22 protein-coding genes are annotated in these 23,023 nt (G+C 70.8%); 1 reads left to right on the top strand and 21 read right to left on the bottom strand.

What is annotated here, in order from left to right; translation table 11 throughout:
* The 14 genes from AOK03_RS06540 to pyrR all read right to left on the bottom strand — a co-directional run.
* Window positions 1–2,017: primosomal protein N' (locus AOK03_RS06540; RefSeq protein WP_055564208.1), on the bottom strand; the 2,017-nt coding region annotated here is incomplete at its 3' end.
* A 102-nt stretch (window positions 2,018–2,119) separates the two neighbouring features.
* Entirely contained in the window at window positions 2,120–3,328 is a 1,209-nt protein-coding gene (metK, locus tag AOK03_RS06535) for a methionine adenosyltransferase (RefSeq protein ID WP_055564207.1), read from the bottom strand.
* Window positions 3,329–3,663: 335 nt separating this feature from the next.
* Window positions 3,664–4,908, bottom strand: a complete 1,245-nt coding sequence (gene coaBC, locus AOK03_RS06530; RefSeq protein ID WP_055564206.1) for a bifunctional phosphopantothenoylcysteine decarboxylase/phosphopantothenate--cysteine ligase CoaBC — start codon at window positions 4,906–4,908, stop codon at window positions 3,664–3,666.
* A gap of 57 nt (window positions 4,909–4,965) precedes the next feature.
* Complete coding sequence (gene rpoZ, locus AOK03_RS06525; protein ID WP_005319902.1) at window positions 4,966–5,238, bottom strand: DNA-directed RNA polymerase subunit omega; 273 nt, start codon at window positions 5,236–5,238, stop codon at window positions 4,966–4,968.
* Window positions 5,239–5,298: 60 nt separating this feature from the next.
* Entirely contained in the window at window positions 5,299–5,892 is a 594-nt protein-coding gene (gene gmk, locus AOK03_RS06520; RefSeq protein ID WP_055564205.1) for a guanylate kinase, read from the bottom strand.
* A 38-nt stretch (window positions 5,893–5,930) separates the two neighbouring features.
* Window positions 5,931–6,257 (bottom strand): integration host factor, encoded by a 327-nt coding sequence (locus tag AOK03_RS06515; protein WP_055564204.1) that lies wholly within the window; start codon window positions 6,255–6,257, stop codon window positions 5,931–5,933.
* Between the two features lie 256 nt (window positions 6,258–6,513).
* Complete coding sequence (pyrF, locus tag AOK03_RS06510) at window positions 6,514–7,359, bottom strand: orotidine-5'-phosphate decarboxylase (protein WP_055564203.1); 846 nt, start codon at window positions 7,357–7,359, stop codon at window positions 6,514–6,516.
* On the bottom strand, window positions 7,356–8,462 hold the full coding sequence (locus AOK03_RS06505) for a quinone-dependent dihydroorotate dehydrogenase (RefSeq protein ID WP_055564202.1): 1,107 nt from the start codon (window positions 8,460–8,462) through the stop codon (window positions 7,356–7,358). The genes pyrF and AOK03_RS06505 overlap by 4 nt, the downstream gene beginning before the upstream one ends.
* 77 nt (window positions 8,463–8,539) lie before the next feature.
* Window positions 8,540–11,848 (bottom strand): carbamoyl-phosphate synthase large subunit, encoded by a 3,309-nt coding sequence (gene carB / locus AOK03_RS06500; RefSeq protein WP_055564201.1) that lies wholly within the window; start codon window positions 11,846–11,848, stop codon window positions 8,540–8,542.
* Complete coding sequence (gene carA / locus AOK03_RS06495) at window positions 11,841–12,983, bottom strand: glutamine-hydrolyzing carbamoyl-phosphate synthase small subunit (RefSeq protein WP_055564200.1); 1,143 nt, start codon at window positions 12,981–12,983, stop codon at window positions 11,841–11,843. The genes carB and carA overlap by 8 nt, the downstream gene beginning before the upstream one ends.
* Window positions 12,980–13,552: a PH-like domain-containing protein gene (locus AOK03_RS06490; protein ID WP_055564199.1), complete on the bottom strand. Its 573-nt coding sequence runs from the start codon at window positions 13,550–13,552 to the stop codon at window positions 12,980–12,982. The genes carA and AOK03_RS06490 overlap by 4 nt, the downstream gene beginning before the upstream one ends.
* Window positions 13,549–14,835, bottom strand: coding sequence for a dihydroorotase (locus AOK03_RS06485; protein WP_055564198.1), 1,287 nt, complete (start codon window positions 14,833–14,835; stop codon window positions 13,549–13,551). Before AOK03_RS06485 ends, AOK03_RS06490 begins: the two co-directional genes overlap by 4 nt.
* A 2-nt stretch (window positions 14,836–14,837) precedes the next feature.
* Window positions 14,838–15,818, bottom strand: a complete 981-nt coding sequence (locus AOK03_RS06480; protein ID WP_055564197.1) for an aspartate carbamoyltransferase catalytic subunit — start codon at window positions 15,816–15,818, stop codon at window positions 14,838–14,840.
* Window positions 15,819–15,903: 85 nt separating this feature from the next.
* The gene (gene pyrR, locus AOK03_RS06475; RefSeq protein ID WP_055564196.1) at window positions 15,904–16,476 is read right to left on the bottom strand and encodes a bifunctional pyr operon transcriptional regulator/uracil phosphoribosyltransferase PyrR; all 573 of its coding nucleotides are present in this window, start codon (window positions 16,474–16,476) and stop codon (window positions 15,904–15,906) included.
* A gap of 224 nt (window positions 16,477–16,700) precedes the next feature.
* On the opposite strand from pyrR, the gene bldD reads away from it, so the two are divergent.
* On the top strand, window positions 16,701–17,201 hold the full coding sequence (bldD, locus tag AOK03_RS06470) for a transcriptional regulator BldD (RefSeq protein ID WP_055564195.1): 501 nt from the start codon (window positions 16,701–16,703) through the stop codon (window positions 17,199–17,201).
* Between the two features lie 242 nt (window positions 17,202–17,443).
* Here bldD and nusB read toward each other — a convergent pair whose 3' ends face one another.
* From nusB to AOK03_RS06435, 7 genes are all read right to left on the bottom strand, one after another.
* Window positions 17,444–17,878, bottom strand: a complete 435-nt coding sequence (nusB, locus tag AOK03_RS06465; protein WP_055564194.1) for a transcription antitermination factor NusB — start codon at window positions 17,876–17,878, stop codon at window positions 17,444–17,446.
* A 2-nt stretch (window positions 17,879–17,880) separates the two neighbouring features.
* Window positions 17,881–18,447 (bottom strand): elongation factor P, encoded by a 567-nt coding sequence (efp, locus tag AOK03_RS06460; protein WP_055543676.1) that lies wholly within the window; start codon window positions 18,445–18,447, stop codon window positions 17,881–17,883.
* 58 nt (window positions 18,448–18,505) lie between these two features.
* The gene (locus AOK03_RS06455) at window positions 18,506–19,612 is read right to left on the bottom strand and encodes an aminopeptidase P family protein (RefSeq protein WP_055564193.1); all 1,107 of its coding nucleotides are present in this window, start codon (window positions 19,610–19,612) and stop codon (window positions 18,506–18,508) included.
* Between the two features lie 88 nt (window positions 19,613–19,700).
* On the bottom strand, window positions 19,701–20,147 hold the full coding sequence (locus tag AOK03_RS06450; RefSeq protein ID WP_079074529.1) for an excalibur calcium-binding domain-containing protein: 447 nt from the start codon (window positions 20,145–20,147) through the stop codon (window positions 19,701–19,703).
* 112 nt (window positions 20,148–20,259) lie between these two features.
* Window positions 20,260–21,189 (bottom strand): Pro-rich N-terminal domain-containing protein, encoded by a 930-nt coding sequence (locus AOK03_RS06445; RefSeq protein ID WP_055564191.1) that lies wholly within the window; start codon window positions 21,187–21,189, stop codon window positions 20,260–20,262.
* Between the two features lie 160 nt (window positions 21,190–21,349).
* On the bottom strand, window positions 21,350–22,447 hold the full coding sequence (gene aroB / locus AOK03_RS06440; protein WP_055564190.1) for a 3-dehydroquinate synthase: 1,098 nt from the start codon (window positions 22,445–22,447) through the stop codon (window positions 21,350–21,352).
* Window positions 22,444–22,926 (bottom strand): shikimate kinase, encoded by a 483-nt coding sequence (locus AOK03_RS06435; RefSeq protein ID WP_055564209.1) that lies wholly within the window; start codon window positions 22,924–22,926, stop codon window positions 22,444–22,446. The genes aroB and AOK03_RS06435 overlap by 4 nt, the downstream gene beginning before the upstream one ends.
* Between the last annotated feature and the right edge of the window lie 97 nt (window positions 22,927–23,023).

Raw genomic sequence — 23,023 nt, 5'->3', positions numbered from 1 at the left:
GCGAAGCCCCGGAACCGGCCCCACTGGCCCCGCCGGGCCCACCAGGCCCACCGGCCCCGCCGTCCCGCACCGGAACCGGCCCCAACACCACCGCGTCCCCCGGCAGTTCCGCACCGGCCAGGAACTCCGCGAGCGCCTCGGGCGCCCCGGACACCGACGCCATCCGCGACACCGGCGGGAAGCCGAGCTCGGCACGCTCCGCGAGCTCCCGCACCGCGTGGCCCACCGGGTCCCACCGCACCAGCGCCTGCACGGGGCGCAGCGTCGGCTCGGCGACGACCACCACCGTGCCGCCCGCGCCCTGTGGACGCACCAGCGACGCGGCCCCGACCCACCGGCGCAGCGCGTCCTCGCCCGCCCGCAGGTCGGGGCGGCCCAGCATGGCCCACCCGTCGAGCAGCAGGGCGGCCGCGTAACCGCCCTCGGCCACGGGCTCAGCCCCGGGCGTGCTCACCACCAGCGCCGGTGTCCCCGGCACCGTGTCGAGCACCTGCTCCCGGCCCGACGTCCGCACCGGCACCGCCGGGAACGCCCGCCCCAGCTCCTCCGCGGTCCTGCGCGCCCCGACGACCTGTGCCCGCAGCCGGAAACCGCCGCAGGACTCGCAGTGCCAGGCGGCCTCCTCCACGCCGCACCAGCCGCACCGCAGGGCGGCCCCGCTCTCCTGCGCCTCCAGCGGTCCCGCGCACCGACGGCACCGCGCGGGCTCGCGGCACCGCTCACAGGCGAGCCTCGGCACATACCCGCGCCGCGGCACCTGCACCAGGACCGGCCCGTGCTTCAGCCCCTCCCGGGCGACCTGCCAGGCCAGCGTCGGCAGCCGAGCGGCCCGCGCCGCCTCGTCGCGAGCCAGGTCCAGGTCGCCCACGGTCCGCACGAGCGGCGCGGCCCCCCGCACCTGCTCGCGATCGGCGACGAGCGGCGCGGCCCACCCGCTCTCGACGAGTTGCGCCGCCTCGACCGTGCAGCTCCAACTGCCCAGCAGGAATCCGCACTTGTCGCGCGTCGCCCGCAGCTCCAGGACCTCTCGCACATGCGGGAAGGGGGCGCGGTCGTCACTGTGATTGGAGTCCCCGTCCTCCCAGATGACGACGAGCCCCAGGTCCCGTACGGGCGCGAACATGGCGGCCCGGGTGCCGACGACGGCCCGCACGGCCCCGCGCCGCACGGAGAGCCACTCCTGATAGCGGCGCTCCTGCCCGGCGTCGGCGGTCAGCAGCGCATGCTGTCCCGGGCCGAGCAGTTCCGTGAGCGCGGCGTCCACGCGCGCGGCGGGCCGCCCGGTCGGCACGACGACGAGCGCGCCCCGGCCGGAGGCGAGCGTGGCCTGCACCGCGCGGGCGATCTCCTCGGCCCACTGCGGGCCCGGCAGCGCGGTCCACACGGCGCGCGGGGCGCCCCCTGAGGCCAGGGCGCGCAGGAACTCGGGCCCGTGTCCGTACCTCCCCCAGCTTCCCGGGTCGGGCGCGGTCGGCGGGGCGGGGGGCTCGGCGGCCGCTTTGGACTCGGCCCGCGCGTGCCGGGGCGGCACGGCGAGCTGCAGCACGTCGGCGAGGCTGCCCGCGTACCGGTCGGCCACGGCCCTGGCCAGTTCGAGGAGCCCGGAGTCGAGCACCGGCTCCGGCGACACGACCTGGGCCAGGGCCGCCAACGGGCCCGTGTAGTCGGATTCCGCGCACCGCTCGACGATGAACCCGTCGATCAGTCCGCCGCCTTCGCGCCGCCCCTCCCGCACGTTCCGCGACCCGGCGCCGAACCGCACCCGGACCCGGACACCGGGCTGTGCCTCGGCGTCCAGCTCCTCGGGCACGGCGTAGTCGAAGTACCGGTCGAGGTGCAGGACGCCCTTGTCGACGAGCACGCGCGCGACCGGCAACTCCTTGGCCAGCGCGGCCCCCCGCCAGGTCCGCGGCTTGGCCCGGGGCACCTTGGCCCTGCGCACCGACTCGCGAATGAGCGCGAGCTGCTCCGGCTCCTCGGCTCCCCCCACCTCGAACCCTTCGTTCTCCCTGCTCACAGCTGCATTCCTACCAGACCCCACTGACACGGCCGGAGAAACGCCGGGGCCCGGCACCCCCGCAGGGGTACCGGGCCTCGGCAGTGACCGAAAGGACGGGGACTACAGCCCCGCCGCCTTCCGCAGTGCGTCCACGCGGTCCGTCCGCTCCCACGTGAAGTCGGGGATCGCCCGGCCGAAGTGGCCGTACGCGGCGGTCTGCGAGTAGATCGGGCGGAGCAGGTCGAGGTCGCGGATGATCGCGGCAGGGCGCAGGTCGAAGACCTCGCCGATGGCCGTCTCGATCTTGTCCGTGTCGATCGTGGCCGTACCGAAGGTCTCGACGAAGAGACCGACCGGCTCGGCCTTGCCGATGGCGTACGCGACCTGGACCTCGCAGCGGGCCGCGAGACCGGCGGCGACGACGTTCTTGGCGACCCAGCGCATCGCGTACGCCGCCGAACGGTCCACCTTGGACGGGTCCTTGCCCGAGAAGGCACCGCCGCCGTGGCGGGCCATGCCGCCGTACGTGTCGATGATGATCTTGCGGCCGGTGAGACCGGCGTCGCCCATCGGGCCGCCGATCTCGAAGCGGCCGGTGGGGTTGACCAGCAGGCGGTAGCCCTCGGTCTCCAGCTTGATGCCGTCCTCGAGGAGGGCCTTCAGCTCGGGCTCGACCACGAACTCGCGGATGTCCGGAGCGAGCAGCGAGTCCAGGTCGATGTCGCTCGCGTGCTGCGAGGAGACGACGACCGTGTCGAGACGGACGGCCTTGTCGCCGTCGTACTCGATGGTGACCTGGGTCTTGCCGTCGGGGCGCAGGTAGGGGATCGTCCCGTTCTTGCGCACCTCGGAGAGGCGGCGCGAGAGGCGGTGCGCGAGGTGGATCGGGAGCGGCATCAGCTCCGGGGTCTCGTCGCAGGCGTAGCCGAACATCAGGCCCTGGTCGCCCGCGCCCTGCTTGTCGAGCTCATCCTCGTCGCCCTCGACACGCTTCTCGTAAGCCGTGTCGACGCCCTGCGCGATGTCGGGGGACTGCGAGCCGATGGACACCGAGACGCCACAGGAGGCGCCGTCGAAGCCCTTCTTCGAGGAGTCGTAACCGATCTCGAGGATCTTGTCGCGCACGAGCTGCGCGATCGGCGCGTACGCCTTCGTCGTGACCTCACCGGCCACGTGGACGAGGCCGGTGGTGATCAGCGTCTCCACGGCGACCCGGGACGTCGGGTCCTCCCGCAGAAGCGCGTCGAGAATGGTGTCGCTGATCTGGTCAGCGATCTTGTCGGGGTGACCTTCGGTCACAGACTCCGAGGTAAAGAGGCGCCGGGACACATCGCTCCCTGTGGTTGCAGCGGCTGCTGGCTGATCATTGGTGGACGGGCCGAGAGCTGCGCTCGGCGTCGTCCGTGACCAGTTTATCGGTCACACTCGTCCGCCGGACCACATGTCTCGCCACTTGGGAGCCCTGTGACCTGCGGCACTGCATTGTGCGGTACGACGATCACTCTCCACCAGAGGGCCTCGTGCCCGATTTTCACGGTTTTGAGGCGCCCGGTGGGGCGAAGATGACATTGAGCCCTGCCCGTGGACACCCCGTCAAGACAGGCGCTCGAATATGGCCGAGTTCCGGATGGTGAGACGGGCCGGGCGTGCGGTGGCACGCGGCGTCAGGACAGTCGCTGCGCCACGAGGTCCCAGACGGTGTCCGCGAGGGCTTCCTTGGGGCCGTGCGGCACCGGCGTCTCGCTGCCGTCCGCGCCGAGCACGACCGCCTCGTTCTCCTCGGAGCCGAAGGTCTTGCGCTCGCCGACCTCGTTCACGACCAGCAGGTCGCAGCCCTTGCGGGCGAGCTTGGCGCGGCCGTTGGCCAGTACGTCGTCCGTCTCCGCGGCGAAACCGACGATCACCTGGCCGGGGCGGGGCCGGTCCCCCGCGATCTCGGCGAGGACGTCGGGGTTGCGGACCAGGGCGACCGGCGCGGGCTCCTCGCCGTCCTTCTTCTTGATCTTTCCTGTGGCGTACGTCTCGGGGCGGAAGTCGGCCACCGCGGCGGCCATCACCACGGCGTCGGCGTCGGCCGCGGCCTTCACCACGGCCTCGCGCAGCTGCACGGCGGTGCCGACCGGGACGACGTCCACGCCCGCCGGGTCGGGCAGCGCCGCATTGGCCGCGACGAGCGTGACGCGGGCGCCGCGGGCCGCCGCGCTGCGGGCGAGCGCATAGCCCTGCTTGCCCGAGGAGCGGTTGCCGAGGAAGCGGACCGGGTCGAGGGGTTCGCGGGTGCCGCCCGCGCTGACGACGACGTGGCGGCCCGCGAGGTCCTGGGGCAGGTCTCCGCGCGTGAGGACACGGCGTACGACCTCGTAGAGCTCGACGGGGTCCGGGAAGCGGCCCTTGCCGGTGTCGACGCCGGTGAGGCGGCCGACGGCGGGCTCGATGACCAGGGCACCGCGGCGACGCAGCGTGGCCACGTTCTCCTGGGTGGCCGGGTGCTCCCACATCTCCGTGTGCATGGCGGGCGCGAAGACCACCGGACAGCGGGCCGTCAGGAGTGTGTTGGTGAGCAGGTCGTCGGCCAGGCCGTGGGCAGCCTTGGCGAGCATGTCGGCGGTGGCGGGAGCGACGATGACGAGGTCGGCGTGTTGCCCGATGCGGACGTGCGGCACCTCGTGGACATCGGACCAGACCTCGGTCGAGACGGGGTTGCCGGACAGCGCGGACCAGGTCGCGGCGCCGACGAAGTGCAGCGCCGACCCGGTCGGCACGACGCGCACGTCATGACCCGACTCGGTCAGCCGCCGCAGCAGCTCGCACGCCTTGTAGGCGGCGATGCCACCGCTGACCCCCAGGACTACCTTCGGCTTCTCGGCCACTGCCTCTGTCTCCCCGCACTCGGATGCGTACTGCTCCATGACACACCACAGGCCCGGCAGTCGTACTGCCGGGCCTGTGATGAAGGTACGAACCGCTTACTGAGCCGGGCCCTCGATGGCCTCGGACGTCAGCAGACCCGCGTTGATCTCGCGGAGCGCGATCGAGAGCGGCTTCTCGTGGACGTGCGTGTCCACCAGGGGGCCGACGTACTCCAGGAGGCCCTCACCGAGCTGCGAGTAGTACGCGTTGATCTGGCGCGCGCGCTTGGCGGCGTAGATCACGAGGCTGTACTTCGAGTCGGTGGCTTCGAGCAGCTCATCAATCGGCGGGTTGATGATGCCCTCGGGCGCGGTGATGGAAGAGGACACTCTCTGCCTTCCGATGGGGTCAAGTGATGTCAGGACCAGAAGTCGAGACACTGTTAAAGATCAAAGAACTTTCATCAAGGCTAGCAGCTCACGAGCCACGTCCTCGACGGAGGTGTTGACCAGCGTCGTATCGAACTCGGCCTCGGCGGCGAGCTCCACCTTGGCGGCGGCGAGCCTGCGCTCGATGACCTCGGGCGCCTCGGTCCCCCGGCCGGTGAGCCGGCGGACCAGCTCGTCCCAGCTCGGCGGGGCGAGGAAGACGAGCTGTGCCTCGGGCATCGACTCGCGCACCAGGCGCGCACCCTGCAGGTCGATCTCCAGGAGGACGGGCTCGCCCGCGTCCAGGCGGTCGAGCACCGCGCGACGCGGGGTGCCGTAGCGGTTGCCCGCGAACTCGGCCCACTCTAGGAGCTCTCCGTTGGCGATCAGCTTGTCCATCTCGTCGTCGGAGACGAAGAAGTACTGGACACCGTGCTTCTCACCCGGCCGCGGCTTGCGGGTGGTGGCCGAGACCGAGAGCCAGACCTCGGGGTGTTCTTTGCGCATATGAGCGACGACCGTGCTCTTGCCGACCCCGGAGGGGCCGGAGAGCACGGTCAGCCGCGGACGTACGTCCGGGGGCACGGGGGACGTCCCCCGGGATGTTGCAGCCATGCAGCGATTATCCAGGTTCTCAGGAGTGCCTGAGAACATCAGCCGGCGGCACCCCCACCGAACTCTCGCTCGAGCGACGCAATCTGGTTGGAGCCGAGACCGCGCACACGGCGGCTCTCGGAGATGCCAAGACGCTCCATGATCTGCTTGGCGCGGACCTTGCCCACGCCCGGCAGGGACTCCAGGAGGGCGGAGACCTTCATCTTGCCGATGACATCGTTCTCCTGGCCCTGCTTGATGACCTCGTGAAGCGAGGCACCGGAGTGCTTGAGTCGATTCTTGACCTCGGCCCGCTCCCGGCGAGCCGCGGCGGCCTTTTCGAGCGCGGCTGCGCGCTGTTCAGGGGTAAGGGGCGGAAGAGCCACGCCTACGTCACCTCGGATGTCGAACTGTCGGATACGGACCGGTGAGGAACCTAGTCGCCCCACACCTGGTGAGCAACGTGCAACGCGCTTGCCCGTTGGCTCTCGTCGGAGACTAGCGGGCATGGCCGCCAGAGTCAGCGAGAACAGACGAAAAGTCCTGGTCAGCCTGCACCGAGCCGTACATTTCGGGCATTTCTCCCCGGATTTGCGCCGGGAAGCCGTCAAGGAAACATAAGTACAGGCTTCCCGGCCCCTCTCAGCGCGCTTCGACAGCAGCCCTGATCTCGTCCGCGAAGCGCGTCGCGGAGTCGCGCAGGCCCGTGACGTCGGGTCCGTGCCGGAGCACTCCCCGGCTGACGTTCGGAACGACATTGCGCACCGCATCACCGAAGACACCGGGAAGGTCGGCCGGGGTCGCGCCCTGCGCCCCGATGCCGGGGGCGAGCAGCGGGCCGTTGATCGCCAGGTCGTACGAGGACAGGTCCCCCAGCGTCGCGCCGACGACCGCCCCGAAGGACCCCAGGGGCTCCGCACCGGCGTTCTCGGCGGCGAGGTGGCCCAGGACCGTGGCGCCGACCGTGCGGCCGTCCTCGCGCACCGCGTGCTGCACCTCGGCGCCCTCGGGGTTGGAGGTGAGGGCGAGCACGAAGAGCCCGGCGCCGTTCTCGCGCGCGAGGTCGACGGCCGGCTTCAGGGAGCCGTAGCCGAGGTAGGGCGAGACCGTGAGCGCGTCGCTGAACAGCGGCGAGTCCTTGTGCAGGAAGGTCTCGGCGTACGCGGCCATGGTCGAGCCGATGTCGCCGCGCTTGGCGTCCATCACGATCAGCGCGCCGGCCGCCCGCAGCTCCTCGACCGCCTTCTCCAGGACGGCGATGCCCCGCGAGCCGAAGCGCTCGAAGAACGCGCTCTGCGGCTTGAACACCGCGACGGTCCCGGCGAGCGCCTCCACGACGGTCCGCGTGAACCGCTCCAGGCCCGCGATGTCGTCGTTCAGGCCCCACGCGGTCAGGAGCGAGGCGTGCGGGTCGATCCCGACGCACAGGGGGCCGCGCTCGTCCATGGCGTGGCGCAGGCGCGTGCCGAAGGGCTCCAGGGGGCTCATGCGGGCTTCCTCACGTCGGCGCCGACGGCGTCGGCGAGGGTGGCGTACGGGCTGGTGCGCAGGCGCGCGGCGAGGCCCTTGTGGATGGCGCGGCCCCAGAAGGGCCCTTCGTAGATGAAGGCGCTGTAGCCCTGGATCAGGGTGGCGCCCGCGAGGATGCGCTGCCAGGCGTCCTCGGCGTTCTCGATGCCGCCGACGCCCACGAGCGTGATCCGGTCGCCCACGCGCGCGTAGAGGCGCCTCAGGACCTCCAGGGAGCGCTCCTTGAGAGGCGCTCCCGACAGGCCGCCGGTCTCTCCGTAGAGGGCCGGGTCGGAGGCCAGGCCGAGGCTCTCGCGGGCGATCGTCGTGTTCGTCGCGATGATGCCGTCCAAGCCGAGCTCGACGGCGAGGTCGGCCACGGCGTCGATGTCCTCGTCGGCCAGGTCGGGCGCGATCTTGACGAGCAGCGGGACCCGACGGCCCTCGACGCTGCGGTCGGCGGCCTCGCGCACGGCGGTCAGGAGGGGCCGCAGCGACTCGGTGGCCTGGAGGTTGCGCAGGCCCGGCGTGTTCGGCGACGAGACGTTGACGACGAGGTAGTCGGCGTGGCGGGCGAGCCGCTCGGTCGACTTCACGTAGTCGGCGGCGGCCTCCTCCTCGGGGACGACCTTGGTCTTGCCGATGTTCACGCCCACGACGGTGTTGAAGACGGGCGTGCGGGCCGCCAGGCGCTCCGCCACGGCCGCCGAACCCTCGTTGTTGAAGCCCATGCGGTTGATCAGCGCGCGGTCCGGCACGAGGCGGAACAGGCGCTTCTTGGGGTTGCCGGGCTGCGGCTCGCCCGTGACCGTGCCGATCTCGATGTGGTCGAAGCCGAGCATCGACATGCCGTCGATCGCGACGGCGTTCTTGTCGAAGCCCGCGGCGAGCCCGAAGGGGCCGTGCATCCGCAGCCCGAGGGCCTCGGTGCGCAGCTCCTTGTGGCGCGGTGCGAGGATGGCCGCGACGAAGGTGCGCAGCACGGGGATGCGGGCCGCCAGGCGGATCCAGCGGAAGGCCATGTAGTGGGCCTGCTCCGGGTCCATCCGCTTGAAGACGAGGTTGAAGAAGAGTTTGTACATGGTGGGGGTCCTCAGAGGTCCTCAGGTGTGCTCACCAGAAGGGGGACACCGTTTTCGGTGTCCCCCTTGTGGGCCGGCTAGTCGCGGGTCGCGGTCAGGTGTTCCGCGTGTTCCTGGAGCGATCGGACGCCCACGCCGCCGTGGTTCAGCGCGTCGATGCCCTGGACGGCCGCGGCCAGCGCCTGGACCGTCGTGAGGCACGGCACGGAGCGCGCCACGGCCGCCGTGCGGATCTCGTAGCCGTCGAGGCGGCCGCCGGTGCCGTACGGGGTGTTGACGATGAGGTCGACGCCGCCGTCGTGGATGAGCTGGACGATCGTCTTCTCGCCGTTCGGGCCCTCGCCCTCGGACTGCTTGCGCACCACCGTGGCGTTGATGCCGTTGCGCTTGAGCACCTCGGCCGTGCCGGACGTGGCGAACAGTTCGAAGCCGTGCGCGACCAGTTCACGCGCCGGGAAGATCATCGAGCGCTTGTCGCGGTTGGCGACGGAGATGAAGGCACGGCCCTTGGTCGGCAGCGGACCGTACGCACCCGCCTGCGACTTGGCGTACGCGGTGCCGAACACCGAGTCGATGCCCATGACCTCGCCGGTGGAGCGCATCTCCGGGCCGAGGACGGTGTCGACGCCCGCGCCGTGGATGTCGCGGAAGCGCGACCACGGCATGACGGCCTCCTTGACGGAGATCGGCGCGTCCATGGGGAGCGTGCCGCCGTCGCCCACCGCGGGCAGCATGCCCTCCGCGCGCAGCTCGGCGACGGTCGCGCCGAGCGAGATGCGCGCGGCGGCCTTGGCCAGCGGCACCGCGGTCGCCTTCGAGGTGAAGGGAACGGTGCGCGAGGCGCGCGGGTTGGCCTCGAGGACGTAGAGGATGTCGCCCGCCATGGCGAACTGGATGTTGATCAGTCCGCGTACGCCGACGCCCTTGGCGATGCCCTCGGTGGAGGCGCGCAGGCGCTTGATGTCGAAGCCGCCGAGCGTGATCGGGGGCAGCGCGCACGCCGAGTCGCCGGAGTGGATGCCGGCCTCCTCGATGTGCTCCATGACGCCGCCGAGGTAGAGCTCCTCGCCGTCGTAGAGCGCGTCCACGTCGATCTCGATGGCGTCGTCCAGGAAGCGGTCGACCAGGACCGGCCGCGAGGGGCTGATCTCGGTCGACTCCTCGATGTACGCGGAGAGGCGGGTCTCGTCGTACACGATCTCCATGCCGCGGCCGCCGAGCACGTAGGACGGGCGGACCAGGACGGGGTAGCCGATCTCGTCGGCGATCGCCTTGGCCTCAGCGAACGTCGTCGCGGTGCCGTGCTTGGGCGCCGGGAGGCCGGCCTCCGCGAGCACGCGGCCGAAGGCGCCGCGGTCCTCGGCGGCGTGGATGGCCTCGGGCGAGGTGCCGACGACCGGCACTCCGTTGTCCTTGAGGGCCTGTGCGAGGCCGAGCGGGGTCTGGCCGCCGAGCTGGACGATGACGCCCGCGATGGGCCCGGCCTGCGCCTCGGCGTGGACGATCTCCAGGACGTCCTCGAGCGTGAGCGGCTCGAAGTAGAGGCGGTCGGAGGTGTCGTAGTCCGTGGAGACGGTCTCGGGGTTGCAGTTGACCATCACGGTCTCGTAGCCCGCGTCGCTGAGCGCGAAGGAGGCGTGGACACAGGAGTAGTCGAACTCGATGCCCTGGCCGATGCGGTTCGGGCCCGAGCCCAGGATGATCACTGCGGGCTTCTCGCGCTGTGCGACCTCGCTCTCCTCGTCGTACGAGGAGTAGAAGTACGGGGTCTTCGCGGCGAACTCGGCGGCGCAGGTGTCGACCGTCTTGTAGACCGGGCGCACGCCGAGCGCCTGGCGCACCTCGCGGACCACGTCCTCACGCAGGCCGCGGATCTCGGCGATCTGGGCGTCGGAGAAGCCGTGCCGCTTGGCCTCGGCCAGCACGTCGGCGTTCAGGCGCTCGGTGGCGGCCAGCTCGTCCGCGAGCTCCTTGATCAGGAAGAGCTGGTCGACGAACCACGGGTCGATCTTCGTGGCGTCGAAGACCTCCTCGGGCGTGGCGCCCGCGCGGATGGCCTGCATGACGGAGTTGATGCGGCCGTCTGTGGGGCGCACCGCCTCGCGCAGCAGCTCGGCCTTGTCGCCGGGCTCGCCCACGAAGGTGAACTGCGAGCCCTTCTTCTCCAGGGAGCGCAGCGCCTTCTGCAGCGCCTCGGTGAAGTTGCGGCCGATGGCCATGGCCTCGCCGACCGACTTCATGGTGGTCGTCAGGGTCGAGTCCGCCGAGGGGAACTTCTCGAAGGCGAAGCGCGGGGCCTTGACGACGACGTAGTCGAGGGTCGGCTCGAAGGAGGCCGGCGTCTTCTCGGTGATGTCGTTCGGGATCTCGTCCAGCGTGTAGCCGACGGCCAGCTTGGCGGCGATCTTCGCGATCGGGAAGCCGGTGGCCTTGGAGGCGAGCGCCGAGGACCGCGAGACACGCGGGTTCATCTCGATGACGATGACCCGGCCGTCCTCGGGGTTCACCGCGAACTGGATGTTGCAGCCGCCGGTGTCGACACCGACCTCGCGGATGATCGCGATGCCGACGTCGCGCAGGATCTGGTACTCGCGGTCGGTCAGCGTCATCGCGGGCGCGACGGTGATCGAGTCACCCGTGTGCACGCCCATCGGGTCGAAGTTCTCGATGGAGCAGACGACCACGACGTTGTCGTTCTTGTCGCGCATCAGCTCGAGCTCGTACTCCTTCCAGCCGAGGATGGACTCCTCCAGGAGCACCTCGGTGGTCGGCGAGAGCGTGAGGCCCTGTCCGGCGATGCGGCGGAGTTCCTCCTCGTTGTGCGCGAAGCCGGAGCCGGCGCCGCCCATGGTGAAGGAGGGGCGGACGACGACGGGGTAGCCGCCGAGCTCGTCGACGCCCTTGAGGACGTCGTCCATGGAGTGGCAGATGTACGAGCGGGCGGACTCGCCGTGCCCGATCTTCTTGTGGACCTCTTCGACGACGCCCTTGAAGAGGTCGCGGTCCTCGCCCTTGTTGATGGCCTCTACGTTGGCGCCGATGAGCTCGACGCCGTACTTCTCCAGGACACCCTGTTCGTGCATGGAGATGGCCGTGTTGAGGGCCGTCTGGCCGCCCAGGGTGGGCAGCAGCGCGTCGGGGCGCTCCTTGGCGATGATCTTCTCGACGAACTCCGGGGTGATCGGCTCGACGTACGTGGCGTCGGCGATCTCCGGGTCGGTCATGATCGTCGCCGGGTTGGAGTTGACCAGGATGACGCGCAGGCCCTCGGACTTGAGGATGCGGCACGCCTGGGTGCCGGAGTAGTCGAACTCGGCGGCCTGGCCGATGACGATCGGGCCGGAGCCGATGACCAGGACGGACTGGATATCGGAGCGCTTAGGCACGCTGGCCCTCCATCAGAGTTACGAAGCGGTCGAAGAGGTACGCGGCATCGTGCGGGCCGGCGGCCGCTTCGGGGTGGTACTGGACGGAGAAGGCCGGCTGGTCGAGCAGCTGCAGGCCTTCGACGACGTCGTCGTTGAGGCAGACGTGGGAGACCTCGGCGCGGCCGAAGGGCGTCTCGGCGGCCCTGTCGAGCGGCGCGTCCACGGCGAACCCGTGGTTGTGCGCGGTGACCTCGACCTTGCCGGTGGTGCGGTCCTGCACCGGCTGGTTGATGCCGCGGTGGCCGTACTTGAGCTTGTACGTGCCGAAGCCGAGGGCGCGGCCGAGGATCTGGTTGCCGAAGCAGATGCCGAACAGCGGCGTCTGCCGCTTCAGGACGGCGGTCATCAGCGCGACGGGGCCGTCGGCGGTGGCCGGGTCGCCGGGGCCGTTGGAGAAGAAGACTCCGTCGGGGGCGACGGCGTACACGTCCTCCTCGGTGGCCGTGGCGGGCAGCACGTGGACCTCGATGCCGCGCTCGGCCATGCGGTGCGGGGTCATGCCCTTGATGCCGAGGTCGATGGCGGCGACGGTGAACCGCTTCTCGCCGATCGCCGGGACGACATAGGCCTCCTTGGTGGCGACCTCCTCGTACAGGCTGGCGCCCTTCATCTGCGGCTGCGCCTGGACGCGCTCGACGAGCTCGGCGTCGGCGGGCAGCGTCTCGCCGGAGAAGATGCCGGAGCGCATGGAACCGCTCTCGCGCAGGTGGCGGGTGAGGGCGCGGGTGTCGATGCCGCTGATGCCGACGATGTTCTGGGCCACCAGCTCGTCGTCGAGCGAACGCTTTGCGCGCCAGTTCGAGGGGATGCGGGCGGGGTCGCGGACCACGTACCCGGAGACCCAGATGCGGCTCGACTCGTCGTCCTCGTCGTTCCAGCCCGTGTTGCCGATCTGAGGGGCGGTGGCGACGACGATCTGGCGGTCGTACGACGGGTCGGTCAGGGTCTCCTGGTAGCCGGTCATGCCGGTGGAGAACACCGCTTCGCCGAAGGTCTCCCCCACGGCCCCGTAGGCGCGACCGCGGAAGATGCGGCCGTCCTCCAGGACGAGTACGGCGGGAACCTTGCTGGCTCCCCTTGTGGAGGTCGTCATCGTGCGGTGCCTTCCGTAGTGCTGTTCTTGTCGATCATGTTGTTGAGTGCCTCGACCCACTCCGCCTGCTCGGCGGCGTGGTCCGAGCGGAAGCCGGAGTCGAGCAGCTTCCCGCCGTGTTCCCACGTGACGATCAGCAGACCGCCCTCCGTGAGGACCTTGCCCGCGATGCCCTTGTCGAGCCGGGCCTCCCGCAGCTGTGCGACCGGGATGAAGAAGTCGGTCGCGCCGGGGCGCACGACGTCCAGGCCCGCGTCGGTGAGCGTCAGCTCGACGCGGCTGCGGGTGCCGAGGCCGTGCGCCACGATGCGGTCGAGCCACTGCCCCGCCGTGGTGGAGCCGTGGTACCGGCCGCTCAGCTCAAGTCTCGCCGGACCTTGCTCGCTCGGCACGGCCGGCAGCTCGGGCAGGTCGCCCTGGAGCGTGCCGCGCCACTTCCAGCCCTCGCGCATCAGCCAGTAGACGAGCGCGATGAAGAGCAGCAGCCCCACGACCCAGCCGATGCGTGCGGCCCAGTCGGTCACCTCCGCCGATTCTTTGTCGGCGGCCAGTTCCAGAAGTGATGTCACGTGAGCTTCCCGTCGACGAGCGTGGCCCGACCCCGGAGCCACGTGTGCGTGACGCGGCCCGGCAGCTCACGGCCCTCGTAGGGCGTGTTGCGGCTGCGCGAGGCGAAGCCCGCGGGGTCCACTGCCCCACGGTAATCGGCGTCGACCAGGACGAGGTTCGCGGGCTCACCTGCCGAGACGGGGCGGCCGTGACCGGCGGCGCCGCCGATCGCGGCGGGCTTGAACGACATCCGGTCGGCGACGGCCTCCCAGGTGAGCAGGCCGGTCTCGACCATCGTCTGCTGCACCACGGAGAGTGCGGTCTCCAGGCCGACCATGCCCATGGCGGCCGCGGCCCACTCGCAGTCCTTGTCCTCGTGCGGGTGCGGGGCGTGGTCGGTGGCGACGATGTCGATCGTGCCGTCGGCGAGGGCCTCGCGCAGGGCCATCACGTCGCGCTCGGTGCGCAGCGGCGGGTTCACCTTGTAGACGGGGTTGTAGGAGCGCACCAGCTCATCCGTGAGGAGGAGGTGGTGCGGGGTGACCTCGGCGGTGACGTCGATGCCGCGCGACTTGGCCCAGCGCACGATCTCGACCGATCCCGCGGTCGACAGGTGGCAGATGTGCACCCGCGAGCCCACGTGCTCGGCGAGCAGCACGTCACGCGCGATGATCGACTCCTCGGCGACGGCGGGCCAGCCGCCGAGACCGAGCTCGGCGGAGACGACGCCCTCGTTCATCTGGGCGCCCTCGGTGAGCCGCGGCTCCTGCGCGTGCTGCGCGACGACACCGCCGAAGGCCTTCACGTACTCCAGGGCGCGGCGCATGATCACGGCGTCGTCGACGCACTTGCCGTCGTCGGAGAAGACGGTGACCCCGGCGGCGGACTCGTGCATGGCGCCGAGCTCGGCGAGCTTCTTGCCCTCCAGGCCGACGGTGACGGCGCCGATGGGCTGCACGTCGCAGTAGCCGGACTCCTTGCCGAGCCGGTAGACCTGCTCGACCACGCCGGCGGTGTCGGCGACGGGGAAGGTGTTGGCCATGGCGAAGACGGCGGTGTAGCCGCCGGAGGCGGCGGCGCGCGTGCCGGTCAGGACGGTCTCGGAGTCCTCGCGGCCCGGCTCGCGCAGGTGGGTGTGGAGGTCGACCAGGCCCGGCAGGAGCACCTTGCCGTCGGCCTCGACGACGGTGGCGCCCACGGCGGAGAGCCCCGCGCCCACGGCCTCGATGGTCTCGCCGTCGATCAGGACGTCCTGCGTCTCGCCGCCCAGCACCTGCGCACCGCGGATAAGGATCTTGCTCATGGTTACTTGCTCTCCTCGGAACGGATGTGGGTGACGGCGGGCTCGTTGCCGCCCAGAAGCAGGTAGAGGACGGCCATGCGGATGGAGACGCCGTTGGCGACCTGCTCGACGACCGTGCAGCGGTCGGAGTCGGCGACCTCGGCGGTGATCTCCATGCCGCGGACCATCGGTCCGGGGTGCATGACGATGGCGTGCTCGGGCATCTTCGCCATGCGCTCGCCGTCCAGGCCGTAGCGCCGCGAGTACTCGCGCTCGGTGGGGAAGAACGCGGCGTTCATGCGCTCGCGCTGCACTCGCAGCATCATCACGGCGTCGGACTTCGGCAGCACCCTGTCCAGGTCGTAGCTGACCTCGCAGGGCCACTGCTCCACGCCGACCGGCACGAGGGTGGGCGGTGCGACGAGGGTGACCTCGGCGCCGAGGGTGTGCAGCAGGTCGACGTTGGAGCGGGCGACGCGGCTGTGCAGGATGTCGCCGACCAGGGTGATGTGCTTGCCCGCCAGGTCCTGGCCGAGCCCGGCGTCGGGTCCGACGAGGCGGCGCCGCATGGTGAAGGCGTCGAGCAGGGCCTGCGTGGGGTGCTGGTGGGTGCCGTCGCCCGCGTTGATGACGGCGGCGTCGATCCAGCCGGAGGTCGCGAGGCGGTAGGGCGCTCCGGAGGCGCCGTGCCGGATGACGACGGCGTCGACGCCCATCGCCTCCAGGGTCTGCGCGGTGTCCTTCAGGGACTCGCCCTTGGAGACGCTGGATCCCTTGGCGGCGAAGTTGATGACGTCGGCGGAGAGGCGCTTCTCGGCGGCCTCGAAGGAGATCCGGGTCCGGGTCGAGTCCTCGAAGAAGAGGTTGACCACGGTGCGGCCGCGCAGGGCGGGCAGCTTCTTGATCGGCCGGTCGGCGACGCGCGCCATCTCCTCGGCCGTGTCGAGGATGAGGACGGCGTCGTCGCGGGAGAGGTCGGCGGCCGAGATGAGGTGTCGCATCATCTGCGTGTACTCCGGTGTGTGGAGGTCTGCGGGCGCGCGGGCGCGCAGGGGTGTGCCCCTGGGCCCGTGGTGGAGGAAACCGGTCTTATGCGGAGGCGGGCTTGGCACCGAGCAGCACGGCGTCCCGGCCGTCCTCCTCGGCGAGCTGCACCTTGACCGTCTCCCGCAGCGACGTGGGGAGGTTCTTGCCCACGTAGTCGGCACGGATGGGCAGTTCGCGGTGGCCGCGGTCGACGAGGACCGCGAGCTGCACCGCGCGGGGGCGGCCGATGTCGTTCAGCGCGTCGAGGGCGGCGCGGATGGTGCGGCCGGAGAAAAGCACGTCGTCGACCAGGACGACCAGGCGGCCGTCGATGCCGTCACCGGGGATGTCGGTGCGGGCCAGCGCGCGCGGAGGGTGCATGCGCAGGTCGTCGCGGTACATGGTGATGTCGAGGGAGCCGACCGGCATCGTGCGGCCGGTGATCTCTTCGAGCTTCTCGGCGAGCCGCCGGGCGAGGAAGACGCCACGGGTGGGGATGCCGAGCAGAACCACGTCGTCGGCGCCCTTGGCGCGCTCGACGATCTCGTGGGCGATGCGGGTCAGTACCCGCGCGATGTCCGGGCCCTCGAGCACGGGGCGCGCGACATCGGAGTCTTTGGTGTCCTGCGTGTCCATATGAAACGGACCTCCTTCTCCGCCTCACGGGACGGACTTTAAAGGACGTCGAAATTGCGCCAGCCAGACTACCAGCACTTACGACCGGGCACGTCATCAGCCTCCACCGAAGGGGCGGTAAGGACCTTTCGGCTTGACGCAAGCAAGTAACGCTGCGTAACCTCACAGTGAGTTACCAGCCACGCGGCGGAGCCGCATGATTGTCGCAGCGTCCGGGGAGCTATATGTCCAGCGAATACGCCAAGCAGCTCGGGGCCAAGCTCCGCGCGATCCGCACCCAGCAGGGCCTTTCCCTCCACGGAGTCGAGGAGAAGTCCCAGGGACGCTGGAAGGCGGTCGTGGTGGGGTCGTACGAGCGCGGCGACCGTGCCGTGACCGTGCAGCGCCTCGCCGAGCTGGCGGAGTTCTACGGCGTCCCGGTCCAGGAGCTTCTTCCCGGTACGGCTCCCGGTGGCGCCGCCGAGCCGCCGCCGAAGCTCGTGCTCGACCTGGAGCGTCTTGCGCACGTCCCGCAGGAGAAGGCGGGCCCGCTCCAGCGGTATGCTGCCACGATCCAGTCGCAGCGCGGTGACTACAACGGCAAGGTGCTCTCGATCCGCCAGGACGACCTGCGCACCCTCGCCGTGATCTATGACCAGTCCCCCTCGGTCCTGACCGAGCAGCTGATCAGCTGGGGCGTCCTGGACGCGGACGCGCGCCGCGCCGTCGCTCACGAAGAGGTCTGACCCCACCGCGGGAGACATCAGCAGAAACGTACCGCCGGGGTGCCGCCGCCGAAAGGCCGCGGCACCCCGGCGGTTTTCCGTTTCTTTCCCGTCGCTTCCGATTCCCGGAGTGTCCGGAGCATTTCACCCGGGAGGCGCGGAAGAAGAGCACAGGAATCAGAAGCCCGGACAGAAGCCGGGCAGAAAGTCGGAGGGCCCGCAGCGGATTGCTGCGGGCCCTCCGGATGACGTACGCCGAAGCTTTACGCCTCGTCGCGGCGCAGGGACGGCTTCAGGTCCTTGAAGCGTCCGAGCAGACCGTTGACGAAGGACGGCGACTCGTCCGTGGAGAACTCCTTGGCGAGCTGCACCGCCTCGTCGAGCACCACCGCGTCGGGCGTGGCATCGACCCAGACGAGTTCGTACGCGCCGAGCCGCAGGATGTTCCGGTCGACGACCGGCATGCGGTCGAGGGTCCATCCGACGGCGTACTGCGAGATGAGTTCGTCGATGCGGCGCTCATGCTCCGCATACCCCTCGACGAGTTCCATCGTGTACTCGCTCACCGGCGGCTGCCGGGTGTCGGACCGCGAGTGGCGCACCCAGTCCGCGAGGACCGTCAGGACGTCGGTGCCGCGCTGGTCGGCCTCGAAGAGGATCTGGAAGGCGCGCTTGCGGGCCGTGTTACGAGCAGCCACGGTTAGCTGTTCACCCGGCCGAGGTAGCCGCTGTCACGGGTGTCGACCTTGATCTTCTCGCCCGTGGTGATGAAGAGCGGGACCTGAATCTGGTGACCGGTCTCCAGCGTGGCGGGCTTGGTGCCGCCGGTGGAGCGGTCGCCCTGGACGCCCGGCTCGGTCTCCTGGATGACGAGCTCGACGGCGGCGGGGAGCTCGACGTAGAGGACCTCGCCCTCGTGCTGCGCGACGGAGGCGGTGAAGCCCTCGATCAGGAAGTTGGCGGCGTCGCCGACGGCCTTGCGGTCGACGTGCAGCTGGTCGTACGTCTCCATGTCCATGAAGACGAAGTAGTCGCCGTCCATGTAGGAGAACTGCATGTCGCGCTTGTCGATCGTGGCCGTGTCGACCTTGACGCCGGCGTTGAACGTCTTGTCGACGACCTTGCCGGAGAGCACGTTCTTGAGCTTGGTGCGCACGAAGGCCGGGCCCTTGCCGGGCTTGACGTGCTGGAACTCGACGACGGACCAGAGCTGGCCGCCTTCGAGCTTGAGCACCAGGCCGTTCTTGAGGTCGTTCGTGGAAGCCACGGTTGCGGAATCTCCTGCACTGACTGACTGGTGGACGACCCCGGGCGCGCACGCTCGTTCAGAGCGCGAGCAGTTCCTTGGTCGTGATGGTGAGTAGCTCGGGTCCGCCGTCCGCCTCGGGGCGCACGACGAGCGTGTCATCGATCCGGACACCACCCCGGCCAGGGAGGTGAACCCCCGGTTCGACGGTGACCGGCACGCAGACGTCCAGTTTACCCATGGCCGCGGGCGCCAATTGAGGGTCCTCGTCGATTTCGAGCCCTACGCCGTGTCCGGTGAGCGGAGAGAGCCCCTCCGCATACCCCGCGGAGTCCAGTACGTGACGTGCCGCGTGGTCCACGTCGCGGCAGGCGGCGCCGGGTGCGAGGGCCTCCCGACCGGCCCGCTGGGCGGCGAAGACGAGGTCGTACAACTCGATCTGCCAGTCCGCGGGGGACGTACCGATGACGAACGTACGCCCGATCTCGCAACGATATCCGCGGTAGCTCGCCCCGAGGCACACGGAGAGGAAGTCTCCCTCCTCCACCCGCCGGTCCGACGGGCGGTGACCGCCCTTGCCGGAGTTCGGGCCGGTGCCGACCGAGGTCGGGAACGCGGGTCCGTCCGCTCCGTGATCGACCAGCCGTCGCTCCAGTTCCAACGCCAGGTGCCGCTCCGTGCGCCCCACGAGGATGGATTCGAGCAGCTCTCCCAGCGCCTGGTCGGCGATCTCCGCGGCGATCCGCAGGTACGAGAGCTCCTCGTCGTCCTTCACCAGCCGCAGCTGTTCGACGGCCGTCCCGAGGTCCAGCAGGCGCACCCGTGGCGCGACCGAACCGAGCGCCCGGTGCCGGGCGACGGTCAGGTGGTGCTCCTCGACGGCGAGCGCGTCGATGCCCTGGGCGGTCGCCAGGCCGACACCGGCGACGGCCGGGTCGGCGCCCGGCGCGGGCAGCAGCTGCACCTTCAGCGCGTCGTCGGGCCGCCCCTCGCCCTGCTGTCCACCGGGCGGACGCCCGCACAGCAGCACGTCCTCGTCCTTGCCTACCAGGAGCGCGGCGCCGTCGGGCGCCGCGCCCGCGAGATAGCGGACATTGGCGGGCCGGGACACCAGCGCCGCCGCACCACCACCGGCAGCACACCGTTCCCGAACCCGCTCCCGGCGGACCGCGTACACCTCTGACATGGGGCGAGCCTACGAGCGCCACCCGGTTCCGGCCCGACGGACGCGTCCGACCGGGCGTCCCCGCACGCCTGTTCCCGCGCCGACACCCTCAGCTGTCGCAGCCGGTCCCGTCGCCGTCACGGTCGAGATGCCTGCCGTAGCCGGGCTCCCCACGGTGCACGGGGGCGGCACCGGCCGCGCGGGCCTCGTCGCAGTTCTCGAAATAGACGGAGCCACCGCCGGAACCGCCCCCGCCGCGCGTGGCCGTGACAGTCGACCTGACCGTCTTGGTGGCCCTGACGGTCTTGGTCGCCTCGACCGTCTTGGTGGACCGCACCGTGACCGTAGGTCGGGGGACAGCCTCCACAGTTGGGGTGGCAGTGGCCGTAGTGGTGGCCTTCGCCGCGGCGTCGTCCGCCTCGGTTCCGTCCACGCGGGCGCCCACGCCGACCCCCAGTCCTAGGGCCAGGAGGACCACGGGGATCACATACCGCTTCCGGGCCCACTTCGGGGCGGGGCCACGGGCGTCTGGTGGGGTGTTGTACGGATTGCTCATGTCATGCCCCTTGAGCGTTTGCCAGCGACATGACCGTAGTACCGCGCTCACGCGGCGTGAAGGGGACGGGGAGGCGCGGTGGCTCAGCCGTGACCGGTGGGCACTGTCCTCGCTACCACTGCGGCGGACTCGCGATGGCTCGGGCCAGGACGTCGTCCAGGACTCGGGCCGTCGCGGGGACGTCCAGTTGGGAGTTGTCGATGATGGGGAGGCCCGAGCCGTACCAACCCGCCATGCGGCCGTGGATGCGGGCCACTTCCTCGTCCGTGAGGCGGCGGTTGCCGCTGCGCTCCGCGTTGCGCTCCAGGACGATCTCCAGGCCCGGGAGGAGGACGACGGGCAGGAGGCCCGGGCCCACGTGCCGCTTCCAGCCGCCCAGGCCGACGACCGGGCGGTCCGGGAAGACCGCGTCGTCGAGGATGCACGAGATGCCGTTGGCCAGGAAGTTCCGTGCGGCGAAGCCGCAGGTGCGGCGGGCCAGGCGGTACTGCGCCTCGGAGTGGTCGTTCCAGCCCGACTGGGGGTCGGCGAACCCCGAGCGCACCCATTCGCGTACGTCGTCGAGGCTGATGTGGGCCGTGGGCACACGGCGGTGCTCGGCCCAGTACTTGGCGACGCTGGTCTTGCCCGCGCCCGCGGGGCCGATGAGCAGCACGGCGAGCGTCGTGGCGCCGGTGTCCGTCGGCGCCGCCCCCTGCGGAGGGCTCGGCATGGCCACGGGCCCGCCGGGCGGCAGCTGGATGTGGCCCGTGGAGCCCGGGGCGTCCGAGGCCGGGGGCACCGGACCCGGTCCGTGCTGTGGAGGCTGGGGGGCCGCGGGGGCATGCGGCATCGGGGTCTGGCCCTGTGCGGCATGCGGGGCGGCACCGCCCGTGAATCCCGGAGCGGGCGGCATTCCCTGCTGCGGCCCGTGCGGCCCTTGGTGCGGCGCCGCTCCGGGAGGCGGAGCGGCCGGGTGGTGTGCGGCCGGCGACCAGCCGGTGGCCGGTCCGTGCCCCGGCTGATGGGGCGGCGGCAGCGGAGACCCCACTGCGTGCTGCATCCGGTGCCACTCCGTCTCGTGCGACTGTCGCTGGTCGGGCAGCGACCGGCCGCCCGTTACCGAACGGTACCGTCCCCGGCCGCTGTTGTGTGAACGGCCGGGGAGGCCGTGACGTGCCCGTGGCCGAATCAGGAGGCCACGGTGAAAGGTGCCCAGGCCGTTACTGGCCCACTTCTCCGAACGCGGCCAGCAGCACGGCCGGGTCGGGGCCCTCCAGGACGGTCGGCTTGCCGAGGCCGTCGAGGACGATGAAGCGCAGCAGGTCACCGCGGGACTTCTTGTCGACCTTCATGGTCTCCAGAAGCTTGGGCCACTGGTCGTAACGGTAGGTCAGCGGCAGGCCGACCGATTCGAGGACCGTACGGTGACGGTCGGCCGTGGCGTCGTCCAACCGGCCCGCCAGACGGCCGAGTTCGGCCGCGAAGTGCATGCCTACGGAGACCGCGGCGCCGTGCCGCCACTTGTAGCGCTCGTTCTTCTCGATGGCGTGCGCGAGGGTGTGCCCGTAGTTGAGGATCTCGCGCAGGCCGGCCTCCTTGAGGTCGCCCGAGACGACCTCGGCCTTGACCCTGATGGAGCGCTCGATGAGCTCGGCGGTGTGCGCCCCGGCGGGCGTGCGCGCCGCCTCGGGGTCCGCCTCGATGAGCTCCAGGATCGCCGGGTCGGCGATGAAACCGGCCTTGATGATCTCCGCGAGCCCGGAGACGTAGTCGTTCACCGGGAGCGAGTCGAGCGCCGCGAGGTCGCAGAGCACACCGGCCGGCGGGTGGAACGCGCCGACGAGGTTCTTGCCCTCGGCGGTGTTGATGCCGGTCTTGCCGCCGACCGCCGCGTCCACCATGCCGAGCACCGTGGTCGGCACGGCGATCCACCGCACCCCGCGCAGCCAGGTGGCCGCCACGAACCCGGCGAGGTCGGTGGAGGCGCCGCCGCCGACGCCGACGATGACGTCACTGCGTGTGAAGCCGGACTGGCCGAGGGCCTTCCAGCAGTACGCGGCGACCTCCGCCGTCTTGGCCTCCTCGGCGTTCGGCACCTGGATGGCGACGGCCTCGTACCCCTGGTCGGCGAGGTCCTGGCGGAGCGCCTCACCGGTCTCGGCGAGCGCCTCGGGGTGGATCACGGCGACCCGCTTGGCCTGGTCGCCGATGAGGCCGGGCAGCTCGCCGAGGAGCTGTCGACCGACCAGGACCTCGTACGGATCCGTGCCGGCGGTGCCGCCGACGTGGATACGGGTGGGGGTCTGCTCCGTCGTCATGCTTCCTTCAACTCCAGTGCGTCGAGGACCGCCTGGGCGACCTCATCGGGGGTGCGGCCGTCGGTGGCGACGACCGCGCGGGCGACTTCGGCGTACAGGGGGCGGCGGGACTCCATCAGCTCGCGCCACTGCTTGCGGGGGTTGACCGCGAGCAGGGGGCGCGCCTGGTTGAGCCCGGTGCGCTGGACCGCTTCCTCGACGTCCATCGAGAGGCAGACCACGGGGTGCTCGGCGAGGAGCGTGCGGGTCGTCTCGTCGAGGATGGCGCCGCCACCGAGGGCGAGGATGCCGTCGTGTTCCACGAGGGCCGTGGCGACGGCGTTCTTCTCCAGGGCCCGGAAGTACGCCTCACCCTCGTCGACGAAGATGTCGGAGATCTCCCGGCCCTGCGCGGCCACGATGTCGGCGTCGGTGTCCCGGAACGAGACGCCCAGACGACCGGCCAGCAGTTCGCCCACCGTCGTCTTGCCGACCCCCATCGGGCCGACCAGGACGACCCGCGGACCGCCGGCTTCCCGGCCGGTCACCGGATCTGCAGGTTGTCGAGGTAGGACCGCACGTTGCGGCGCGTCTCGG

Source organism: Streptomyces atriruber, assembly GCF_001418325.1.
GTDB lineage: Bacteria > Actinomycetota > Actinomycetes > Streptomycetales > Streptomycetaceae > Streptomyces > Streptomyces atriruber.
The sequence above is the reverse complement of the archived record's forward strand: the minus strand, read 5'-3'. Positions and strand labels throughout refer to the sequence as shown.

Excerpts from the sequence above, each read along its gene's own strand:
- pyrR (WP_055564196.1), bottom strand. The coding sequence starts at position 16,476 with ATGGACACGCAGGACACCAAAGACTCCGATGTCGCGCGCCCCGTGCTC.
- bldD (WP_055564195.1), top strand. The coding sequence starts at position 16,701 with ATGTCCAGCGAATACGCCAAGCAGCTCGGGGCCAAGCTCCGCGCGATC.
- carA (WP_055564200.1), bottom strand. The coding sequence starts at position 12,983 with ATGACGACCTCCACAAGGGGAGCCAGCAAGGTTCCCGCCGTACTCGTC.
- AOK03_RS06455 (WP_055564193.1), bottom strand. The coding sequence starts at position 19,612 with ATGTCAGAGGTGTACGCGGTCCGCCGGGAGCGGGTTCGGGAACGGTGT.
- gmk (WP_055564205.1), bottom strand. The coding sequence starts at position 5,892 with ATGGCTGCAACATCCCGGGGGACGTCCCCCGTGCCCCCGGACGTACGT.
- AOK03_RS06450 (WP_079074529.1), bottom strand. The coding sequence starts at position 20,147 with ATGAGCAATCCGTACAACACCCCACCAGACGCCCGTGGCCCCGCCCCG.
- AOK03_RS06445 (WP_055564191.1), bottom strand. The coding sequence starts at position 21,189 with ATGCAGCACGCAGTGGGGTCTCCGCTGCCGCCGCCCCATCAGCCGGGG.
- aroB (WP_055564190.1), bottom strand. The coding sequence starts at position 22,447 with ATGACGACGGAGCAGACCCCCACCCGTATCCACGTCGGCGGCACCGCC.
- AOK03_RS06485 (WP_055564198.1), bottom strand. The coding sequence starts at position 14,835 with ATGAGCAAGATCCTTATCCGCGGTGCGCAGGTGCTGGGCGGCGAGACG.
- pyrF (WP_055564203.1), bottom strand. The coding sequence starts at position 7,359 with ATGAGCCCCCTGGAGCCCTTCGGCACGCGCCTGCGCCACGCCATGGAC.
- AOK03_RS06435 (WP_055564209.1), bottom strand. The coding sequence starts at position 22,926 with ATGGGGGTCGGCAAGACGACGGTGGGCGAACTGCTGGCCGGTCGTCTG.
- AOK03_RS06505 (WP_055564202.1), bottom strand. The coding sequence starts at position 8,462 with ATGTACAAACTCTTCTTCAACCTCGTCTTCAAGCGGATGGACCCGGAG.
- coaBC (WP_055564206.1), bottom strand. The coding sequence starts at position 4,908 with ATGGAGCAGTACGCATCCGAGTGCGGGGAGACAGAGGCAGTGGCCGAG.
- AOK03_RS06480 (WP_055564197.1), bottom strand. The coding sequence starts at position 15,818 with ATGATGCGACACCTCATCTCGGCCGCCGACCTCTCCCGCGACGACGCC.